Origin of the sequence: Azospirillum formosense, from assembly GCF_040500525.1 — a bacterium.
Taxonomy (GTDB): Bacteria; Pseudomonadota; Alphaproteobacteria; order Azospirillales; family Azospirillaceae; genus Azospirillum; species Azospirillum formosense_A.
On record NZ_CP159402.1, the window covers coordinates 755,523 to 775,030 of the forward strand.

14 protein-coding genes and 1 pseudogene are annotated in these 19,508 nt (G+C 70.4%); 10 read left to right on the forward strand and 5 right to left on the reverse strand.

Annotated features, from left to right (window positions below; all coding sequences use genetic code 11):
* Window positions 1-54: 54 nt before the first annotated feature.
* Window positions 55-411 carry a hypothetical protein gene (locus ABVN73_RS03555; protein WP_353858958.1) on the reverse strand — a complete coding sequence of 119 codons (357 nt, stop codon included), beginning with the start codon at window positions 409-411 and terminating at the stop codon, window positions 55-57.
* A 295-nt stretch (window positions 412-706) separates the two neighbouring features.
* Between ABVN73_RS03555 and ABVN73_RS03560 the strand changes: the two genes are divergently transcribed.
* Both ABVN73_RS03560 and ABVN73_RS03565 read left to right on the forward strand, forming a co-directional pair.
* Entirely contained in the window at window positions 707-1,768 is a 1,062-nt protein-coding gene (locus ABVN73_RS03560) for a PHB depolymerase family esterase (RefSeq protein ID WP_353858959.1), read from the forward strand.
* Window positions 1,769-1,951: 183 nt separating this feature from the next.
* Window positions 1,952-3,874 (forward strand): propionyl-CoA synthetase, encoded by a 1,923-nt coding sequence (locus tag ABVN73_RS03565; RefSeq protein ID WP_353858960.1) that lies wholly within the window; start codon window positions 1,952-1,954, stop codon window positions 3,872-3,874.
* 76 nt (window positions 3,875-3,950) lie between these two features.
* On the opposite strand, the gene ABVN73_RS03570 is transcribed toward ABVN73_RS03565, so the two are convergent.
* The gene (locus ABVN73_RS03570; protein ID WP_353858961.1) at window positions 3,951-4,247 is read right to left on the reverse strand and encodes a hypothetical protein; all 297 of its coding nucleotides are present in this window, start codon (window positions 4,245-4,247) and stop codon (window positions 3,951-3,953) included.
* Window positions 4,248-4,572: 325 nt separating this feature from the next.
* Here ABVN73_RS03570 and ABVN73_RS03575 point away from each other — a divergent pair, with 325 nt between their 5' ends.
* The 5 genes from ABVN73_RS03575 to ABVN73_RS03595 all read left to right on the forward strand — a co-directional run bounded on the left by ABVN73_RS03575 (window position 4,573) and on the right by ABVN73_RS03595 (window position 9,504).
* On the forward strand, window positions 4,573-5,082 hold the full coding sequence (locus ABVN73_RS03575; protein ID WP_014239953.1) for a sigma-70 family RNA polymerase sigma factor: 510 nt from the start codon (window positions 4,573-4,575) through the stop codon (window positions 5,080-5,082).
* Entirely contained in the window at window positions 5,082-6,032 is a 951-nt protein-coding gene (locus ABVN73_RS03580) for an anti-sigma factor (RefSeq protein WP_353858962.1), read from the forward strand. The genes ABVN73_RS03575 and ABVN73_RS03580 overlap by 1 nt, the downstream gene beginning before the upstream one ends.
* Window positions 6,033-6,205: 173 nt before the next feature.
* The gene (locus ABVN73_RS03585; protein ID WP_353858963.1) at window positions 6,206-6,871 is read left to right on the forward strand and encodes a hypothetical protein; all 666 of its coding nucleotides are present in this window, start codon (window positions 6,206-6,208) and stop codon (window positions 6,869-6,871) included.
* Between the two features lie 39 nt (window positions 6,872-6,910).
* Window positions 6,911-8,581 carry a hypothetical protein gene (locus ABVN73_RS03590; protein WP_353858964.1) on the forward strand — a complete coding sequence of 557 codons (1,671 nt, stop codon included), beginning with the start codon at window positions 6,911-6,913 and terminating at the stop codon, window positions 8,579-8,581.
* The gene (locus ABVN73_RS03595; RefSeq protein ID WP_353858965.1) at window positions 8,578-9,504 is read left to right on the forward strand and encodes a hypothetical protein; all 927 of its coding nucleotides are present in this window, start codon (window positions 8,578-8,580) and stop codon (window positions 9,502-9,504) included. Before ABVN73_RS03590 ends, ABVN73_RS03595 begins: the two co-directional genes overlap by 4 nt.
* Before the next feature lie 57 nt (window positions 9,505-9,561).
* Here ABVN73_RS03595 and ABVN73_RS03600 read toward each other — a convergent pair.
* From ABVN73_RS03600 to ABVN73_RS03610, 3 genes and pseudogenes are all read right to left on the reverse strand, one after another.
* A pseudogene (locus ABVN73_RS03600) lies at window positions 9,562-13,080 on the reverse strand (indolepyruvate ferredoxin oxidoreductase family protein); the annotation flags it as partial.
* A 421-nt stretch (window positions 13,081-13,501) separates the two neighbouring features.
* Window positions 13,502-14,509, reverse strand: a complete 1,008-nt coding sequence (locus tag ABVN73_RS03605) for a response regulator (RefSeq protein WP_353858966.1) — start codon at window positions 14,507-14,509, stop codon at window positions 13,502-13,504.
* Between the two features lie 181 nt (window positions 14,510-14,690).
* Window positions 14,691-15,128, reverse strand: a complete 438-nt coding sequence (locus ABVN73_RS03610) for a CBS domain-containing protein (protein ID WP_353858967.1) — start codon at window positions 15,126-15,128, stop codon at window positions 14,691-14,693.
* A 174-nt stretch (window positions 15,129-15,302) separates the two neighbouring features.
* On the opposite strand from ABVN73_RS03610, the gene ABVN73_RS03615 reads away from it, so the two are divergent.
* From ABVN73_RS03615 to ABVN73_RS03625, 3 genes are all read left to right on the forward strand, one after another.
* Window positions 15,303-16,241 carry a cation transporter gene (locus ABVN73_RS03615; protein WP_353858968.1) on the forward strand — a complete coding sequence of 313 codons (939 nt, stop codon included), beginning with the start codon at window positions 15,303-15,305 and terminating at the stop codon, window positions 16,239-16,241.
* Window positions 16,242-16,398: 157 nt separating this feature from the next.
* A complete protein-coding gene (locus tag ABVN73_RS03620; RefSeq protein WP_353858969.1) occupies window positions 16,399-17,019 on the forward strand; it encodes a cation transporter in 621 nt (206 codons plus the stop codon).
* Window positions 17,020-17,256: 237 nt separating this feature from the next.
* Window positions 17,257-19,488 carry an anthranilate synthase gene (locus ABVN73_RS03625; protein ID WP_353858970.1) on the forward strand — a complete coding sequence of 744 codons (2,232 nt, stop codon included), beginning with the start codon at window positions 17,257-17,259 and terminating at the stop codon, window positions 19,486-19,488.
* Window positions 19,489-19,508: the final 20 nt, after the last annotated feature.

The following is a 19,508-nucleotide window of genomic DNA, read 5'->3' on the forward strand; positions in this document are numbered from 1 at the left end:
AACGGGATATAAGCGCCGGGCGGGTGCGGGGGAAGGCTGCGCTGCGGCGTCCGCTCAGCGGGCCTGGCTTTCCTGCGCGCGGCGGATCGCCGCCTCCACGCATTGCAGGTGCAGCTTCTTGCGGGCGAGCTGGCGGGTCCGCCGCTCCTCGAGGTCGGTGGTGGGCATCGCCTCGATGGCGCAGCCGCGCCAGCCGTTGGCGTCCAGCGCGCGGGCGACCTCCGCATAGCCGAAATAGCCCTTGTCCGGCTGCTCCCAAGGCGCGCGGAAATCGGCGCGGCGCAGGACGAAGCGGTTGGACTGGCTGGACCCGCCGAGACTGGTCAGCCGTGCCACGATCAGCCGTTCGCCGTTCGGGTGGACGACGGTCAGGATCGGGCGGATGCCGAAGACGGGCGGGTCGCTGCTCATGGGACCATGCATAGCGCTCCGGTCCGCATTAGGCCAGAGACAAGGCCGCCAGCGACGGGGAGGATGCGGGACAGCAGGTCGCGGCCTGCGAAAAATGAACGCAGCCATACGCAAGTATGTGGTTGGACAGACATCAAGAAAATTACCAGTTCACAAGTGATTGTTGCGCGTCTTCCATAGGTAAGTGTGGGATGACTTGCAGCCTTGCGAATCAAACCGCCGGATCGGGAAAGGGAGGGCGGCGATGACATTGTTGGTGCGCTTACGAAAGCCGGTTTTGGCGGCGTTCTTCCTCTTGTCGTGGCTTCTTCCCGTCGCCGCGGCGCCGGTCCCGGTCGAACTGCCCGCCAGCGCCTACGACGCGCAGGGCACCGCCCTGTCGGCCCTGGTCTATGTGCCGGACAGCGCGCGGGCTCGCGGCACGGTGCCCCTGCTGGTCCTGCTGCACGGCTGCGAGCAGGACGCCCGCACCTTCTTCGAGGATTCGGGCTGGAAGGACTTGGCCGAGGCCCATGGCTTCGTCGTCCTGCTGCCGGCGCAGAAGCACAACCTGTTCTCGATGGTGGGGACGGGAGGCTTCGGGCGTTACGGCAACCCTCTCGGCTGCTTCAATTTCGCCGACCGGCTGAACAGCCCGCTGAAGGGCTTCGTGCCGCGCGAGGCGGCGGCCATCGCCTCGATGGTCGGCGCGGTCGTCTCCGGCAAGGAGCTAGGCGCCGACGGCCCGGCGGTGGACGCGGACCAGGTGTCGGTCACCGGCCTGTCGGCGGGGGCGGGCATGGCGGCAACCCTGCTGGCCGACTTCCCGCAGGTCTTCGCGGGCGGGGCGCTCTTCGCTGGCGTTCCGGCACTGTGCGCCCAGAGCATGCAGTCGGCCGCGTCGCTCTGCGGCATCTCGGTTATGCGCGCCTGCGCCGAGGTGAAGGCGCGCTCCGGCGGCTACGACCGCGGCGACTGGACGAAGGCGGTCCAGCGCGCCCGGCACCCCGTGGGGCGTCCGCGCGTGCTGATCGTCCAGGGGACGGCGGACTGCACCGTCGACCCGCAGAACGCCCTCTACCTGACCAACCAATGGACGGCCTTCCATGGGCTGAAGGCGGATGCCCCCGTGGTCATCGGGCAGGAGCCGTCCTGGCCGGCGCGCGCCGTGCGGCAGGGCTACGCCCCGGCGGGCGCCAACGCGCTGTGGGTGAAGACGGTTCTGCTGAAGGACGTCGGCCACGTCATGCCCATCGACACCGGCAACCCGCAGCGCCCCTGCGGGCGGGTGCGGGTGTCGGAGACGAAGACCTACATCGAGGATGTCGGCTTCTGCGGCGCGGCACTGGCCGCCGGCTTCCTGCAACTGGAACGGTAACACCCGCCGAAAGGGCGGCGGGCGGGTCCGGCACTCACCAAAGTGGTGCGACAGCCCGCCGCACCTTCCGGAATGCCGTTTGCCAAACGATGCAGATTTGACGCAGATTGGGGCCGCTGCGTGAACGTTCATTGCGCGGCTGCGGAGAAACGCGAACCAAACAAAATATAAGGGACGCCCCCCATGAGCCAAAGCTCGGCCGATCGCTACAACCAGATCCACGCCCGTTCCCTGTCCGACCCCGACGGATTCTGGGGCGAGGCGGCGGAAGACATCACCTGGATCAAGCGCTGGGACAAGGTGCTGGACGACAGCAACGCGCCCTTCTACCGCTGGTTCACCGGCGGCGTCCTGAACACCTGCTACAACGCCGTCGATCGTCATGTGGAGGCCGGACGCGGCGCCCAAGCGGCGATCATCTACGACAGCCCGGTCACCAAGACCGTGCAGACCATCACCTACGCCGAGCTTCAGGATCAGGTCGCCCGCTTCGCCGGCGCGCTGCGCGCCCAGGGCGTGGAGAAGGGCGACCGCGTCATCCTCTACATGCCGATGATCCCGCAGTCGCTGGTCGCGATGCTGGCCTGCGCGCGTCTCGGCGCCGTGCATTCGGTGGTGTTCGGCGGCTTCGCCCCGCACGAACTGGCGACCCGCATCAACGACTCCCGGCCGAAGGCCATCGTCTCGGCCTCCTGCGGCATCGAGCCGAACCGCGTCGTCAAGTACAAGCCGATGCTCGACGCCGCCATCGAGCAGGCGGAGCACAAGCCGTCCAGCGTCATCGTCTTCCAGCGCCCGCAGGAGACCGCGACCCTGGTCGAGGGCCGCGACGTGGATTGGGCGGAGGCCGTCGCCAAGGCCGAACCGGCGGACTGCGTTCCGGTGGCCGCGACCGACCCGCTCTACATCCTCTACACCTCCGGCACCACCGGCCAGCCGAAGGGCGTCGTCCGCGACAACGGCGGCCACGCCGTGGCGCTGAAATGGACGATGAAGAACATCTACAACGTCGAGCCGGGCGAGGTGTATTGGGCGGCGTCGGACGTGGGCTGGGTGGTCGGCCACTCCTACATCGTCTACGGCCCGCTGCTGCACGGCTGCACCACGGTGGTGTTCGAGGGCAAGCCGGTGGGTACGCCGGACGCCGGCACCTTCTGGCGGGTGATCGAGCAGCACAAGATCGGCACGCTGTTCACCGCCCCGACCGCCTTCCGCGCCATCAAGCGCGAAGACCCCAACGCCGAACTGCTGAAGAAGTACGACCTGTCGCACTTCCGCGCCCTGTTCCTGGCCGGCGAGCGGTCGGACCCTGACACGCTGCATTGGGCCGAGGACAATCTGAACGTTCCGGTCATCGACCACTGGTGGCAGACCGAGACCGGCTGGGCGATCTCCGGCAACCCGCTGGGCGTGCAACTCTTCCCGATCAAGTACGGCTCCGCCACCCGCCCGATGCCGGGCTGGGACGTGCAGATCCTGAACGCCGAGAACAAGCAGGTGCCGCGCGGCGACATCGGCGCCATCTGCGTGAAGCTGCCGCTGCCTCCGGGCACGCTGCCGACGCTGTGGAACGCCGACGACCGCTACAGGAAGTCGTACCTGTCCGACTATCCCGGCTACTACCAGACCGGTGACGCGGGATTCATCGACGACGACGGCTACGTCTACATCATGGCCCGCACCGACGACATCATCAACGTCGCCGGCCACCGCCTGTCCACCGGCGGCATGGAAGAGGTTCTGGCCAGCCACAAGGACGTGGCGGAATGCGCGGTCATCGGCGTCGCCGACGATCTGAAGGGGCAGGTGCCGCTGGGCTTCCTCTGCCTGAAGGCCGGCGTGACCCGTCCGCACGAGGAGATCGTCAAGGAGGTGGTGCAGCTGGTGCGCGAGCAGATCGGCCCGGTCGCCGACTTCAAGCGCGCCGTGGTGGTGGAACGCCTGCCGAAGACCCGCTCCGGCAAGATCCTGCGCGGCACCATGCAGAAGATCGCCGACAACCAGGACTACAAGACCCCGGCGACCATCGACGATCCCGGCATCCTGCCGGAGATCGCCGAGGCGCTGCAGTCGCTCGGCTACGCCAAGGCGCATCAGACCAACTGAGCGCTTTCGCCGGCATCGGCGCGGCGTTCCAAACCCCTCTCCCGGCACCGTCCGGGGGAGGGGTTTTCCTTTTCGGCTAAGCCTTGCCCAGCGCGGCCAGGGAGTCGTCCAGCTCGTCCAGCCGGGCCTGTTCGGCCTCCAGTTCGGCCAGGGCGCGGCGGGCGTTGGCAATGTCGAGATCGAGCTGGTCGCGCCGCCGCCGGATCAGCTCTTCCAGAGGGGTCAGCTCAGCCATGGCCAGCGCCTGGGCGATGGCCGCGTTGCTGCCGCCGCCCAGCGCCAGCCGCAGCATGCGCGTGGTCGGACGGATGCCCTGGGCCTCCAGATGGCGGGCGGTGACCAGGATCTCGATGGTGTCGTGATGGCGTGCCATGGCCCCGCCCTTATGACGCAGTGCGGCGGATTGTGCCAAGAGGCGCGCCGGAACAGGCGGCTCATCCGCGCGCAGCGGCGATTTGCCACAAGGCGGCGCTTCAGGCTGATCGTTTTCGGTACCGCCACCTTTCCGCCGAATTTTTGCTGCACGGGCATCAAAGTCTGGAATAAACGATGAGCGGGGGGCGTTCATCCTGGCGTACCGGGTCCTTGCGAGGGGGCTCGGCCCTGGGAGGGCGCGCCACCCGTTCCTACCTGAAGGAGTGCCATGATCCGCCACCCGGCGGTCCGTGGAGCCTTCGAGGCAACAATCGGGTGCGCGTTTGAGCACGTTCGGGGTCGAGCTGGAAGTCCACATTGCGTCGCTGCGCCGCTACGCGCGCGCGTTGCTGCGCAACCGTTCGGATGCCGAGGATCTGGTGCAGGAGGCGTTGACGCGGGCGGTGGCGCGCGCCGACACCTTCAAGGCGGGGACGAACCTGCGGGCGTGGCTTTTCACCATCCTGCACAACGTCCATGTCAATCAGGTCCGCTCCAAGGCGTCGCGGCCCGACGAGGTCGATGTGGACAGCGTCGAGTCGAAGCTGGTGACCCCGGCCCGGCAGGAGGAACGTGTGGAGTTGCGCGAGATGATGCGCGCGCTCGACGATCTGCCGGAGGAGCAGCGCAAGGTGCTGCTCCTGGTCGCGCTGGAAGGCCTGAAATACGAGGAGGTCGCCGAGACGCTCGGCGTACCGATCGGGACCGTCATGTCGCGCCTCTCGCGGGCGCGCGAGGCGGTCAGGGCGAAGCTGGCGAACGAGGGCTCCGTGGCTCTCAGGCGGGTGAAGTGATGAACGCGCATTGCGTAACGGACGACGAACTGCACGCCTACGTGGATGGGCAACTGGCTCCGGAACGCCGGCTCTTCGTGGAGCGATGGCTGGCCGACGATCCCGATGCCGCCCGCCGGGCCGAGGACTATCGCGCCCAGGCCGCGCTGCTGCACGAACTCTTCGACCCCGTGCTGCGCGAACCGGCCAGCGGCCCGGTCGAGGAGCTGACGGGCAAGCTGCGCGGGCGCATGCCGGGCAACGACAACGCCGCCCCCTGGCACGCCCGCTCGTGGGTGCGCATGGCCGCGGCGGTGATGCTGATCGTCGGCGGGGCCGGCGGCGGCTGGCTGGGCCGCGGCGCCGTCGACCAGTCGCCGGTCGTCCAGCAGCGCCAGACGCTCCAGACCTTCGCCGAGGAGGCCACCCAGGCCCACCGCTTCTACACCTCCGACGAGCGCTTCCAGGTCGAGCTCGGCGCCGACAACCAGGACGAGCTGAACAGCTGGCTGTCCAAGCGCGTCGGGCGCGACGTCTTCGGCCCGGACCTCGGCAAGGTCGGCCTGCGGCTGATCGGCGGGCGGTCGCTGCCCACCGAGCTGGGGGCCGGCGCCCAGTACATGTACGTGAACGAGGCCAACAAGCGCGTCACCCTGTTCGTCGGCGCCCCGCGTTCCGGCAACCCGGCGAAGTTCGGCTTCTCGCAGAACGGCGACGTGGCGACCATCTACTGGGTGGAGGGCCCGCTGGCCTACGCGCTGGCCGGCCGGATGTCCAAGGAGGACCTGCTGCGCGTCGCCGAGGCCGTCTACAACGACGTCAAGGCCGGCCCGCGCCGCCCCGAGCCGCAATCCCAGCAGAACCAGCAGCCCCAGCAGCAGCAAGAGCAGCAACCCCAGCAACAGCAGCAGGACCAGCCGCCGGCCGGGGTCCAGCCGATCAGCGACACGCACAAGCCCAAGGACAGCTGAGCCGGGACGGGAACCGATGCGCGAGGGGCGCCCGCCGCCCCTCGCGCATCCTGGCGGGATGACGGGCCCCTTGCGGGCGTCGGGTTGAGACAACGCCCCGCGCTTCGTTTCCCGGTTTACTCCGGCCCCGCCGCCGCTCCACAATGCGCCGGTGGCGGCGTGGATCGCGGGGCATGCGGGACTGGTTCTTCATCGGCGACAGCCATGTGCAATCCTTCGAGATCGCCGCGACGATCCGCCTGCTCGACCGTCCGGCGCGCTGTCTGCTGGTTCCCGGGGCGACCTCGGTCGGGCTGCGCAACCCGGAAAGCCGGACCCACGCGGTCGCTCTCTTCAAGGACGCCTTGCTGCCCGCCGATCCGAACGCCATTCCGGTGATCCAGCTCGGCGAGGTCGATTGCGGCTTCGTCATCTGGTGGCGGGCGCAGAGACACGGCGATTGCGTCGAGCGGCAGCTGGAGGAGTCGGTGTCCGCCTGCGCCGCCTTCGTGGACGAACTGCTGGAGGGCGGCTATCCCACGCTGGTGCTGACCGGGGCGGTGCTGCCGACCATCCGGGACGGCGAGACCCGGGGCAAGGTCGCGCGGGCCCGGCACGAGGTCACCGCCACGTTGCGCCAGCGCACCGAGCTGACCCATCGCTACAACGCCCGCCTGCGGTGCGAGGCGGAGGCGCGCGGGCTGCCCTTCGTCGACATCACCCCGTGCATCACCGACCCGGACACCGGGCTGGTCGCCGAGGCGTTCCGCAGCCCGAACCCCGCCGACCACCACCTCCACCTCATCCGCGCCGCCGAGGTCTGGGCGGAGGCCCTGAACGCGCTGGACCTGCCGTCATGATCCGCCCAACATGATCCGATTCCCATCCCAGGAGGCCGCGTGACCGACGCGATGGAGCTTCTCCGCGCGGGTGCCGCCGCGCTCCAGCGGGGCGACCGGGCGGGGGCGGAGCGCCGGGTCGTCCGCGCGCTGGCGCTGGTACCCGGCCACGGCGAGGGCTGGAACATCCTGGGCGTGCTGGCCGTCTCCGCGGGCGACCCCGCCGGAGGGGAGGCGCGCTTCCGCCGGGCCTCCGCCTGCGCGCCGGAGAACCCCGCCTACGCGCGCAGTCAGGCCGAATGCCTGAAGCGGCAGGGGCGGGCGGAGCGGGCGGCGTCCCTGCTGGACGGCGCCGCGCGCCGCGGCGTGCTGTCGCCCGACCTCGCCTGCGACCTCGGCGACCTGCGGCTCGGCATGCGGGACGTCGCCTCGGCGATTGCGCTCTACCGGCTGGCTCTGGCGCTGGCCCCCGGCCACGCCCGCAGCCAGAACAACATGGCGGAGGCTCTGGGCAAGGCGGAGCGGCTGGACGCGGGGGCCGACGCCTTCGCCCGGCTGGCGGTGCTGCGCGGCACGGCGGCCGCCTGGGGAGCGGCGGGGGCGGCGCTGTTGGCGGCGTGGCGGCAGGACGAGGCGCGGGCGGCGCTGCGCCGGGCCGTCGCGCTCGACCCGTCCACGGCCGAGCACTGGGCCAACCTGGGCTTCGCCGGCTTGGGGCGGCACGCGGTCGTTCCGGCCGAGGCCGCCTTCGACCGCGCCTTGCGTCTGGCGCCGGAAATGGAGACGGCGCGGGCGGGGCGGGGGACGCTGCGGATGCTCGCCGGGCGCCTGCGCGACGGGGCGGCGGATTACGAGGCGCGGCTGAGCCTGCCCGCCTTCGCGCCGCCGCGATCCTACGGCCGGCCCCTATGGGACGGCCGGGTCCGGCCGGGCCGGACGCTGCTGATCCACGCCGACCGCGGCCATGGCGACGCCATCCAGTTCATCCGCTACGCCCCGCTGCTGCGGGCGCAGGGCATGCGGGTGGTCTTCCACGGTCCGGAAGGGCTGCTCGACCTGTTCCGCGCGTCGGAACTGTTGGACGACCTGTCCGGGCTCGACGGACCGCCGCCGGCCCACGACGTCCACATCCCCATCATGAGCCTGATCCATCGGATGGGCACCGATCTGGACAGCGTGCCCGCCGCCGTGCCCTATCTGCGGGCCCCCGAGGCGGCGGCGCGGCGTTGGGCGGATCGGCTGGCCGGGCTGCGCGGGGTGAGGGCGGGGATGGTCTGGCACGGCTCGGTCGCCTTTCCCTACCATCGCCAGCGCTCGCCGGGCTTTGAGGCGGTGCGGCCGCTGACCGACGTTCCCGGCGTGACGGCGGTCCTGCTCCAGGTCGGCCATGGACGCTCGGACCTGGAGCGCGTCCGCCCGCTCGGCCCGGTCCTCGACATCGGGAGGGAACTGCGCGATTTCGCGGATACCGCCGCGGCGATCCAGGCGCTGGACATCGTGATCAGCCCCTGCACCGCCGTGGCCCACCTCGCCGGAGCGCTGGGGAAGCCGGTGGCGGTGCTGCTTGACCAGGGGGCGGAGTGGCGCTGGATGTGCGGACGGACGGATTCGCCCTGGTACCCGACGGCGCGCCTCTACCGCCAATCCGTGTTCGGCGACTGGACGGAGCCGGTGGAACGGCTGCGCCGCGATCTGGCGGCGCTGAACGGACCCTTGCAGGATGAACCATGACGACACTGTGCGTGACCGGCGCCAACGAGCGCTACTTCATCACCACGCTGGCTTTCCTGGAGGGGCTGACGGGGCGCTTTCCGCTGGAGCAGGTGCGCGTCTGCGATTTCGGCCTGACCGATGGGCAACGCGATTACCTGCGCGCCGCCGGCCTGCTGTTGGATCGCCCGAAGATCCTGCCGGCGGACGCGCATCCCTATCTGTGCAAGGGGCATCTGTCGGAATACTGCTCGGGCGAGGCGTGGGACAGCCTGCTGTGGCTGGACGCGGACATCATGCTGGGTGCTCTCGACCTTGCCGTGGCCGAAGGGCTGGCGGAGGGTCTCCAGCGCTCCGGCAAGGCTCTTGCGCTCACCGGCACGGTGGACCGCATGACCGTGGGCGGGATGATGGAGGAACTGCGCAGTGGCGGCAATTACGTTGCCCCGGCGGAGCGTTTGCTGCGGGAGCGCGGAGTCGAGCCGGAAATGCCTTACCTGTCGTCGGGACTGATGCTGTGGGTTTCCCGCGGGCTGCCGGCGCAATGGGCTATGACCTGCCGGAGCGTGGCTCAGCACGCGCTGTGGGAGCAGAATGTGCTGAATGCGCTGATCCTACCCGATCCTGCCTGCGTGGAAGTGCTCGACGCGCGCGTGTGGCAGGTCTACGACGCGCCTCTGGCCGATGTGGGAATGCCGGAGCCACGGACCCGCAACGGCTTCGTGCTCGACGGGCGCCCTGTCATGACGGTTCATGCCTCATCCCGGAAAGGGCATCACCTGGACGCCGACCTCGCGCTGAACTTCGGGGAGCATGTGCTGAAGGGCTATCTGCGCACCTTCGCCAATCCGGTCCTTCAGCAGCAGCACCTGCGCCATCTGGCCGCCGCGGTCACCCGCAACCGCGCCGCCCTGGCGGAGATCGGCGTCCTGCAGCCGCGATGAGGGTGCGGGAGGCCAGCCGCCTCCCGCACCCGGTCGCTTCGGTCGCAAGCCTTGCGGTCACTCCGCGGCCATCGGCTGCGGCGCGGCGGGCTGGCGGAAGCCATCCAGCAGGGCGGCCTCCTTCGCCTTGGCCGCCTCGACGTTGCGGGCCTTCACCGGGCCGTAGCCGCGCATCTCCTGCGGCAGGCGGGCGATCTCCACCGCCGTGGCGTGGTTGTCGCGGGTCAGGCCGTGCAGGATCTCGCCCATGACGGCTTCGTACTCCGCGATCAGGCGGCGCTCCATGCGACGCTCGGCCAGCCAGCCGAAGGGGTCGAGCGGGCTGCCGCGCAGGCGCTTGCCCTTGGCGAGCAGGCGCAGGGCCTTCAGCATCCACGGGCCGAAGCGCTTCTTCTTCGGCTCGCCGCCGTCCTCGCCGGTCTCGCCCATCACCGGCGGGGCCATATGGAAGACCAGCTTGTAGTCGCCCTCGAACATCCGCCCGACCTGCTCGATGAAGCCGGTGTCGGTGTAGAGCCGGGCGACTTCGTACTCGTCCTTGTAGGCGAGCAGCTTGAAATAGCCCTTCGCCACGGCCTCGGTCAGGGCGGTGGAGCCGGGGAGCCTCTGCCCCTCGACGCGCCGCGTCCAGTCGACCAGCGCGTGGTAGCGGCTGGCATAGGCCGCGTCCTGATAGTCGGTCAGGAAGGCGGTGCGGCGGGCGATGGCCTCGTCCAGGCTGGTCGAGGGGCGGCGCTGGTCGAGGATGAACAGGTCGTGGCCATTGGCGTTAGCGGCGGCCTGCTCCTGCGGCGGGTTGGCGGCGGCCTCCACCGCGGCCAGATCGACGGCGGCGCGGCGGCCCCAGTTGAAGGCGTCGGTGTTCATCTTCACCGCCACGCCGTTCAGCTCGATGGCCTTCAGGATGGCTTCGGCGGTGATCGGGATCAGCCCCTTCTGCCACGCGTAGCCCATCAGGAAGGGGTTGGTGGCGATGCTGTCGCCCATCAGCGCGGTGGCCAGCTTGGTCGCGTCGAAGGCGTTCACCGCCCCTTCGCCGCAGGCCTTGCGGATGTCGGCCACCAGATCGCGGACCGGCACCGTGAAATCCGGCTTCTTCAGGAAGTCCACGGTGATGGTGTCGTGGGTGTTGATGACCGCGCGGGTGTGGCCGTGCGCCATCTTCGACAGGGCGTCGCCCGCCCCGGCGACGATCAGGTCGCAGCCCACCACCGCGTCGGCCCCGCCCGCCGCGATGCGGACGGAATGGATGTCCTCCGGCGTGGCGGCGATGCGGATGTGGCTGGTCACCGCGCCGCCCTTCTGGGCGAGGCCGGTCATGTCGAGCACGCCGACGCCCTTGCCCTCGATGTGGGCGGCCATGCCGAGCAGGGCGCCGATGGTCACCACGCCGGTGCCGCCGACGCCGGTGACGTAGATGCCCCAGGGCCGGTCGAGCGTGGGCAGGGTGGGCGTGCGCAGGTCGGACGGGTCGGCCCCGGCCTTGGCCGCGGCCGGCTTCGGCTTGCGGAGCTGCCCGCCCTCCACCGTCACGAAGCTGGGGCAGAAGCCCTTGGTGCAGGAATAGTCCTTGTTGCAGCTCGACTGGTCGATCTGGCGCTTGCGCCCGAACTCGGTCTCCAGCGGCACCACCGAGACGCAGGAGGACTTGGCCGAACAGTCGCCGCAACCCTCGCAGACCAGCTCGTTGATGACCACGCGCTTGGCCGGATCGACCATCCTGCCGCGCTTGCGGCGGCGGCGCTTCTCGGTGGCGCAGGTCTGGTCGTAGATCAGGACGCTGACGCCGGAAACCTCGCGCATCTCCTTCTGCACGCGCTCCAGGTCGTCGCGGTGCTCGATGGTGGTGTACTGGGGCAGGCCGTCGCCGATGCCGTACTTCTCCGGCTCGTCGGAGACGACGACGATGCGGCCCACGCCCTCGGCGCGGAGCTGGTTGGCGAGCGACTGGACGGTCAGCGTGCCGTCCACCGGCTGGCCGCCGGTCATCGCCACGGCGTCGTTGAACAGGATCTTGTAGGTGATGTTGGCCTTCGCCGCGATGGACTGGCGGATGGCCAGGATGCCGGAATGGTAGTAGGTGCCGTCGCCGAGGTTGGCGAAGATGTGCTTTTCCTCGGTGAAGGGCGCCTGGCCGACCCAGGGCACGCCCTCGCCGCCCATCTGGGTGAAGGTGTCGGTCTTGCGGTCCAGCCAGGTCGCCATGTAGTGGCAGCCGATGCCGCCCAGCGCGCGGCTGCCCTCCGGCACATGGGTGGAGGTGTTGTGCGGGCAGCCGGAGCAGAAGGTCGGCTTGCGGATGACGCGGGCCTGATGGGCCTTCTGCTTCTCCTGCGCGTCCAGGAAGGCGACGCGGCGCTTCAGGTTCTCGTTGTCGACGAAGCGCTCCAGCCGGCGCCCGATGACCACGGCGATCTGGGCCGGGGACAGTTCGCCGGCGGAGGGAAGGATCCACTCGCCGTGCTCGTCGAACTTGCCGACCACCTTCGGGCGCACGTCGGGGTGCCAGTTGTAGAGCTGCTCCTTGAGCTGGTTCTCGATGACCGCGCGCTTCTCCTCGACCACGACGATCTCGTCCAGCCCCTCGGCGAAGTGGCGCACGCCGTCGCGCTCCAGCGGCCAGGGCATGCCGACCTTGTAGACGGTCAGGCCCCAGTCGGCGGCCATCTCCTCGGTGATGCCCAGCTCGTCGAAGGCCTGCCGGACGTCCAGATAGCTCTTGCCGGTGGTGACGATGCCGAAGCGCGGGCGCGGCGAGGCCATCATCACCTTGTCCAGCCGGTTGGCACGCGCGAACGCCAGGGCGGCGTACAGCTTGTGCTTCATCAGCCGGTATTCCTGCTCCAGCGGCGGGTCTGGCCAGCGGATGTTCAGGCCGCCCGGCGGCATCGCGAAGTCGGCGGGGACGATCGGGCTGACGCGGTGCGGGTCGATGTACACCGAGGCCGAGGTGTCCACCGTCTCGGCGATCGTCTTCATGGCGATCCAGCAGCCGGAATACCGGCTCATCGCCCAGCCGATCAGGCCGTAATCCAGAATCTCCTGCACGCCCGACGGGTTCAGCACGGGGATCATCGCGTGCATGAAGGCGTGTTCGGACTGGTGCGGGAAGGTGGAGGACTTGGCGTTGTGGTCATCGCCGGTCAGCACCAGCACGCCGCCGTTGCGCGAGGTGCCGGCGGCGTTGGCGTGCTTGAACACGTCACCGGAGCGGTCGACGCCCGGACCCTTGCCGTACCACATGGAATAGACGCCGTCGTACTTGGCGCCGGGGAACATGCCGACCTGCTGGCTCCCCCAGACCGCGGTGGCGCCCAGCTCCTCGTTCACGCCGGGCTGGAAGCGGATGTGGTTCTTCTCCAGGAACTTGCGCGCGTTCCACAAATTCTGGTCGAAGCCACCCAAGGGCGATCCGCGGTAACCCGAAATGAAACAGGCGGTGTTCAGCCCAGCGGCAAGGTCGCGCTGGCGCTGCATCATCGGAAGGCGCACCAGCGCCTGGGTTCCCGTCAGGTACACGCGCCCTTGTTCAAGCGCGTACTTGTCGTCCAGGGTCACGGTTGCGAGAGCCATTGTTCCATCCCCTTTATGGCGCCCTGAAAAGCGCTGTTCGGGGCGCGTTCGCCGCGCCGCTTCTTGTGTTTGTTCGACCAGCAAAAAGGTAACGAAGGCTGTCTTATTCGGCAACCGGCGCCGGGGCTGCTCCTGCAAAAAGCAAGGAACGGTCCGGCGCTCGCAGCGCTGTGAAACGGACAGGCGGGAATCGCCCTCCGGCGGGACATTCCCGCTCGCGTTCCAAAGCGTTCGACCGCTGCCCTCTCCCTAACCCTCTCCCGCTTCGCAGGGGAGGGGACTGCCGCCGCTTCGCAGACGGCACCCTCTCCCGCAAAGCTCTCGCGCAAACCAAAGGTTTGCGCTGACGCGGCAGGCGGACCTTTGGTCCGCCGAGAGCGGTGGAGGGCTGGGGTGGGGGCCACTTATCGGATATGGGACGTCTTCAGGCCGGCGGGAGGGGAGGATGACCGGACGAATGACCAGCGTCGCCCCCGTGGTCCGGCGCGCCGAAGGCGCCGTCCGGCCACAGGCTGGGGCCGTTGCCGTCGCGCAGGCTGAGGCTGCGCACCATCGCGCGCAGGGCGCCGATCATGACGCGCAGGGCGGCGGTCGATTCGGTCCCGCCGCCGATGCTGACGGTCCAGCGCAGGGCGTCCATATGGGCCTGCACCGCCTCCTGGAAGCTTTCCCCGTCATGGTCCACCCAGGTGACGCAGGTGGACAGCGACGCGACGATGGCGGTGGCCGCGGCGTTGCCGGCCGCGGCGAGTTGAAGGTCGGAGACCGCGTGGCGCAGCCGCGTGCCAAGCGCGTCGGGGCAGGCCACCGCCCGCTCCATCCGGTCGAGCGCCAGCACCAGACGGACCATCTGCGGATCGGTGGAACGCAGCGGACCCGTTCCGGACGGGCCGGGCGGGCGCGGCGGCGGCAGGCGCAGCGGGGCGGGCGCGGAGGCGATCGCCGGACGGGCCGGCGCCGGGTGCGCGGCGGGAGGCGTGTTGTTGTTCGTCGGCTTCGCCGTGGCCGACTCGCTCTGGGAACGGCCGCCGCGGCGCGGGTTGTTCAGCACGGTTTCGATCCGCCGGGCGATGGTTGCGGCGGAGGCCGGCTTGGCGAGGACGGTGTCCGCCCCGGCGTCCCAGGCGGCGCGCACGGTGGCGACGTCGGCGTTGGCGGTCAGCACGATGATCGGAAGATCGGGGCTGAGGCAGCTGACCGAGCCGCGCACCCAGCGGACGAGCTGCCCGCCGCCCACCGGTTCCATCACCCAGTCGGTGACCATCAGGTCGTAGGGCTCCCGGCGCAGCAACTCCATCGCCTCCTGCCCGTTGGCGGCCGGGGCGACCTGACCCACGCCCCAATGCTCCAGCATGTCCCGCAACGCCCGCAGCAGCAGCGGGTTGTTCTCGACGACCAGGATCTTCAGGTGGGTCGGGTAGCGGCGCGGCATGTCGGGTCCGAAGGTTCGGGAACGAAGCGTTACCGAATATCCGAACGCCGCCCTGGGATTTCAGGACGCGGAGACGTGTTAGCGCCAATCGGCGCGCGACCGGGGGAGCCTTTTCGCCTCATGGAGTGCGCTTGGTCTTCGGCTCCCCCGTCCGGTGACTTGGTCGAGGTCCGGGGTGCCTCTAGCGGACCAATGCGAGATCCTTCAGGACGGCCACCTCGTGGGCCTGCTCGTCCAGGCGGGCCTTCACGGCGTCGCCGATGGAGATCACCCCGGCGAGGTCGCCCGCCTCGTTGCACACCGGCACATGGCGGTGGCGGCGCAGCGTCATCATCTGCATCAGGTCCTTGATCGTGTCCTCCGGCCGGCAGGTCTTGACCTGGCGGGTCATCAGATCCTCCACCGGCATGTCCAGCGCGTCGGCGCCATGCATCGCCACGGCGCGGACGATGTCGCGCTCCGACAGGATGCCGGCCAGCCGGCCCCGGCGGTCGCACACCACCAGGGCGCCGATGCGCCGGTCGGTCAGCGCGCGGGCGGCGGTCCGGATGGATTCGGACGGCAGGATCGATGCGACGGTGTGGCCTTTGCGGTTCAGAACCTCGGAAACGACGGTCATGTCCACCCTCCCTCTTTGGGATTGGCGAATCGGCGGGGTCCGATTCGGAATGAGCGTGGAGCGGCTGGCGGTTCCGGCAAGGGCGTTACGGCCCGGATCGGAAAATCGGTTTTGCCGCCCCGCCGGGGCCGCTATGCATGAGAGCGACGTGTGGACGGGGAAGGGAGAACGCGCATGACCACCGAGCAGAAGGTTCTTCGCCTGTCCATCGCCGTCACGGTGCTGCTGGCGGGTGCCGGCATCCTGTTCGGCCTGCTGTCGGGCTCCTTCGCCATCGTCTTCGACGGCATCTATTCGCTGGTGGACGCCAGCATGACGACGGTGACGCTGCTGGTGTCGAACCTGATCGCCGCCTCCACCGCCGCCTCCACTGCCGGCGGTCCGCGCCGCGGCAAGCTGGCCGAGCGTTTCACCATGGGCTTCTGGCACCTTGAGCCCATGGTCCTCGGGCTGAACGCCACGCTGCTGATGGGAGCGGCGATCTACGCGCTCATCAACGCCGTGGGCAGCCTGATGACCGGTGGCCGCGACCTCGCCTTCGACCACGCGATCGTCTACGCGGCGGTAACCGTTCTCGTCGCGGCCGGCATGGCGGTCTTCGCGACGCGGGCGAACCGGACGGTCCGCTCCGATTTCCTGGCGCTCGACGCGAAGGCCTGGATCATGTCGGCGGCGCTCACCGCGGCGCTGCTCGTCGCCTTCGTCTTCGGGTACCTGATCCAGGGCACCCGGCTTCAGTGGCTGTCGCCCTACATCGACCCGGCGGTGCTGGCCCTGGTCTGTCTGGTGGTCATCCCGATTCCGGTCGGCACGATGCGGCAGGCGCTGGCCGACGTCCTGCTGGTCACCCCCGCCGACCTCAAGCGGCACGTCGACGCCGTCGCCTCGGACATCCTGCGGCGCCACGGCTTCTCCTCCTACCGCGCCTATGTCGCGCGGGTGGGGCGGGGGCGGCAGATCGAGCTGTTCTTCATCGCCCCGAGCGGCTGGCCGCCGCGCAGGCTGGAGGAGTGGGACAGGATCCGCGACGAGGTCGGCGCGGCCATCGGCGGCGAAGGCCCCGACCGCTGGCTCACCATCGTCTTCACCAGCGACGCGGAATGGGCGGAATGACGGCCGGTCCTGTGGACGGTCCGGGATGCGCATATTAGAGTGTCCTTGACAAACGGAGCGCGTGGCGCGGGCGGAGGGTGACGGGATGGCCGGCAATTGCTGTGGCGGGTCTTGCGGAGGCGGTGGCGGAAACGGACGCCCGAACGTCGGGCGGCCCATGGGAGGGCAGCAGGCCGACTACCGCCGCACCTTGCGCATGGCGCTGCTCGTCAACGGGTTGATGGCCGCCGTCGCGCTGGCCGCGGGGCTGGAGACCCAATCCATGGCCCTGCGGGCGGGCGCGCTGGATTTCATGGCGACCGCGATGACCTACGGGGTCAGCCTGTGGATGATGGGGCGCGGGCTGGAGTCCCGTGGCTGGGCCACGCTGGCGAAAGGCTTGGCGTTGACCGTCCTGGGGCTGGGGGTGCTGGCCGCCACGGCGTGGAGCGCCTATGCCGGAACCGTTCCCGACGCGCCGGTGATGAGCCTCGTCGCGCTTCTCGGGGTGGGGGCGGCCCTGTCGGTGGCGGTCCTGCTGTTCGCCGGACGGCGCGGCGGATTGACGCTGCGCGCGGTCTGGCTGTGCGTCCGTAACGGCGTGCTGGCCAACGCCGCGGTGATGCTGGCGGCGGCGGGGGCCTGGGTGATGGGGCAAGGCTGGCCGGACCATCTGGTCGCCGCGGTCATTGCCGCCACCGTGCTGTCCGGCGCGGTGACGGCCCTGCGGCAGGCGGTGGCGGAACTCCGCGCGTGGCACGCGCCCGCCGACCCGACCGGTTTGGGGAAGGGGGCTTGACAGAGGCGCATCCCTGTGGCGAACTCGATGCCATGATTTTCGTTGCGCCCTCCCTGTCGCGTCGTTGGTGGTGGCCCGTCTAACCGGGCCGGCCAGCCGACGCGCGTGAGCGCACACAGCATCGAAAGGCCGCCCGGAGCTTCCGGGCGGCCTTTTTCCTGACCAGGGAATCCAGGTGTCGAGCAAGGGAACTCCGGGTGTCCGTCCGCCAACGGATCGACCACCGGAGACCCCACCATGTATCCCGCCGATCTCCTCGCTTCGCCCACCTTTCTCGAACCGCTGCGTTTCCGGACGCGCGGCGGCGTGACCGTGACGCGGCGCGCCACGGCGCTCGACCCGCGGAACGCGCTCGATCCGGTGATCGACGCGCTGGACCGCCGCCGCGGCCTGCTGCTGGCCGGTGGGGTCGAGGCGCCGGGCCGCTACCGCCGCCACGCGCTGGGCTTCACCGACCCGCCGCTGGCGCTCACCGCGCGCGGGCGGACGCTGCGCATCGATGCGCTGAACGCGCGGGGCCGCGTGCTGCTGCCGGCCGTCGCCGAGGCCCTGCGCGGCCTGGAGGCGCTGGCCGGGCTTGAGGAGGCGCCGTCGCGGGTCACCGCCCTGGTCCGCAAGCCCCGCCACCCCTTCCCGGAGGAGGAGCGGAGCCGCCAGCCGTCGGTCTTCTCGGTCCTGCGCGCGATGCTGGCCCTGTTCGCCACCGACGACGACCCGCTGCTCGGGCTCTACGGGGCCTTCGCCTACGATCTCGCCTTCCAGTTCGAGCCGATCCGCCTGCGGCTGGAGCGGCCGGACGATCAGCGCGATCTGGTGCTCTACCTGCCGGACCGGCTCGTCGCCCTGGACCCCGTGACGGGCCTCGCGCGGCTCGTCGCGTACGAGTTCGCCACGGCGGCGGGAAGCACCGAGGGGCTGGAGCGCGGCGGGCGCGATCACCCCTACCGCCCGGAGATCAACGGCCCCGACATCGAGGCCGGGACGGGCTGCGATCACGCGCCCGGCGAGTATCAGCGCGTCGTCGAGAGCGCCAAGGCCGCCTTCCGCCGCGGCGACCTGTTCGAGGTGGTGCCCGGCCAGACCTTCGCCGAGCCCTGCGCCGACGCGCCCTCGGCGGTGTTCCGGCGGCTGCGCGCCGCCAACCCGGCGCCCTACGAGGCCTTCGTCAATCTCGGGCGGGGCGAGTTCCTCGTCGCGGCCAGCCCGGAGATGTACGTGCGGGTGTCCGGCGGGCGGGTGGAGACCTGCCCGATTTCCGGCACCGTGGCGCGCGGTGCCGACGCGCTGGGCGACTCTTCCCAGATCCTCCGCCTGCTGACCTCGGCCAAGGACGCGGCGGAGCTGACCATGTGCACCGACGTCGACCGCAACGACAAGGCGCGGGTGTGCGAGCCGGGGTCCGTCCGGGTGATTGGGCGGCGGATGATCGAGCTGTACTCCCGCCTGATCCACACGGTGGACCATGTGGAGGGGCGGTTGCGGCCCGGCCTCGACGCGCTGGACGCCTTCCTCACCCACACCTGGGCGGTGACGGTGACCGGGGCGCCCAAGCGCTGGGCCATGCAGTTCCTGGAGGACACGGAGCGGTCGCCGCGCCGCTGGTACGGCGGGGCCTTCGGCCGGCTGGGCTTCGACGGCGGGATGGACACCGGCCTGACCCTGCGCACCATCCGCATGGCCGAGGGCGTCGCGTATGTGCGGGCGGGGGCGACACTGCTGGCCGACAGCGATCCGGACGCGGAGGACGCCGAATGCCGCCTGAAGGCCGCCGCCTTCCGCGACGCCATCCGCGGGACGACGGCGGGTGCGGCGCCCGCTCGTCCGGCGGCTGTCAAGGGCGGGCGGGGCCGGCGGGTGCTGCTGGTGGATCACGACGACAGCTTCGTCCACACGCTGGCCGATTACCTGCGCCAGACCGGCGCGTCGGTGACGACGCTGCGTCACAGTCACGCGCGGGCGGCGCTGGCCGAACAGTCATCGTCCCAGTCGGGGCCGGATCTGGTCGTGCTGTCCCCCGGTCCGGGCCGCCCGGCGGATTTCGACGTGGCCGGCACCATCGACGCGGCGCTGGCGCTCGGCCTGCCGGTGTTCGGGGTCTGCCTGGGCCTGCAGGGGATGGTGGAGCGGTTCGGCGGGGCGCTGGACGTGCTGCCGGAGCCGGTCCATGGCAAGGCGACGGAGGTTCGGGTGCTGGGTGGCGCGCTGTTCGCCGGCCTGCCGGAGCGGCTGACAGTCGGTCGCTACCACTCGCTGGTGGCGCGGCGCGACCGGCTGCCGGCGGATCTCAGGGTCACCGCCGAGACCGCCGACGGTCTGGTGATGGCGGTCGAGCACCGGCGGCTTCCGCTCGCCGCCGTGCAGTTCCACCCCGAGTCGATCCTGTCGCTCGACGGTGGGGCCGGTCTCGCCCTGCTGGACACTGTGATGGACCGGCTGGCCGCCGGCATCCTGGCGGACGCGGCGGCGTGACGGGGAAGGGGCCGGGGGTG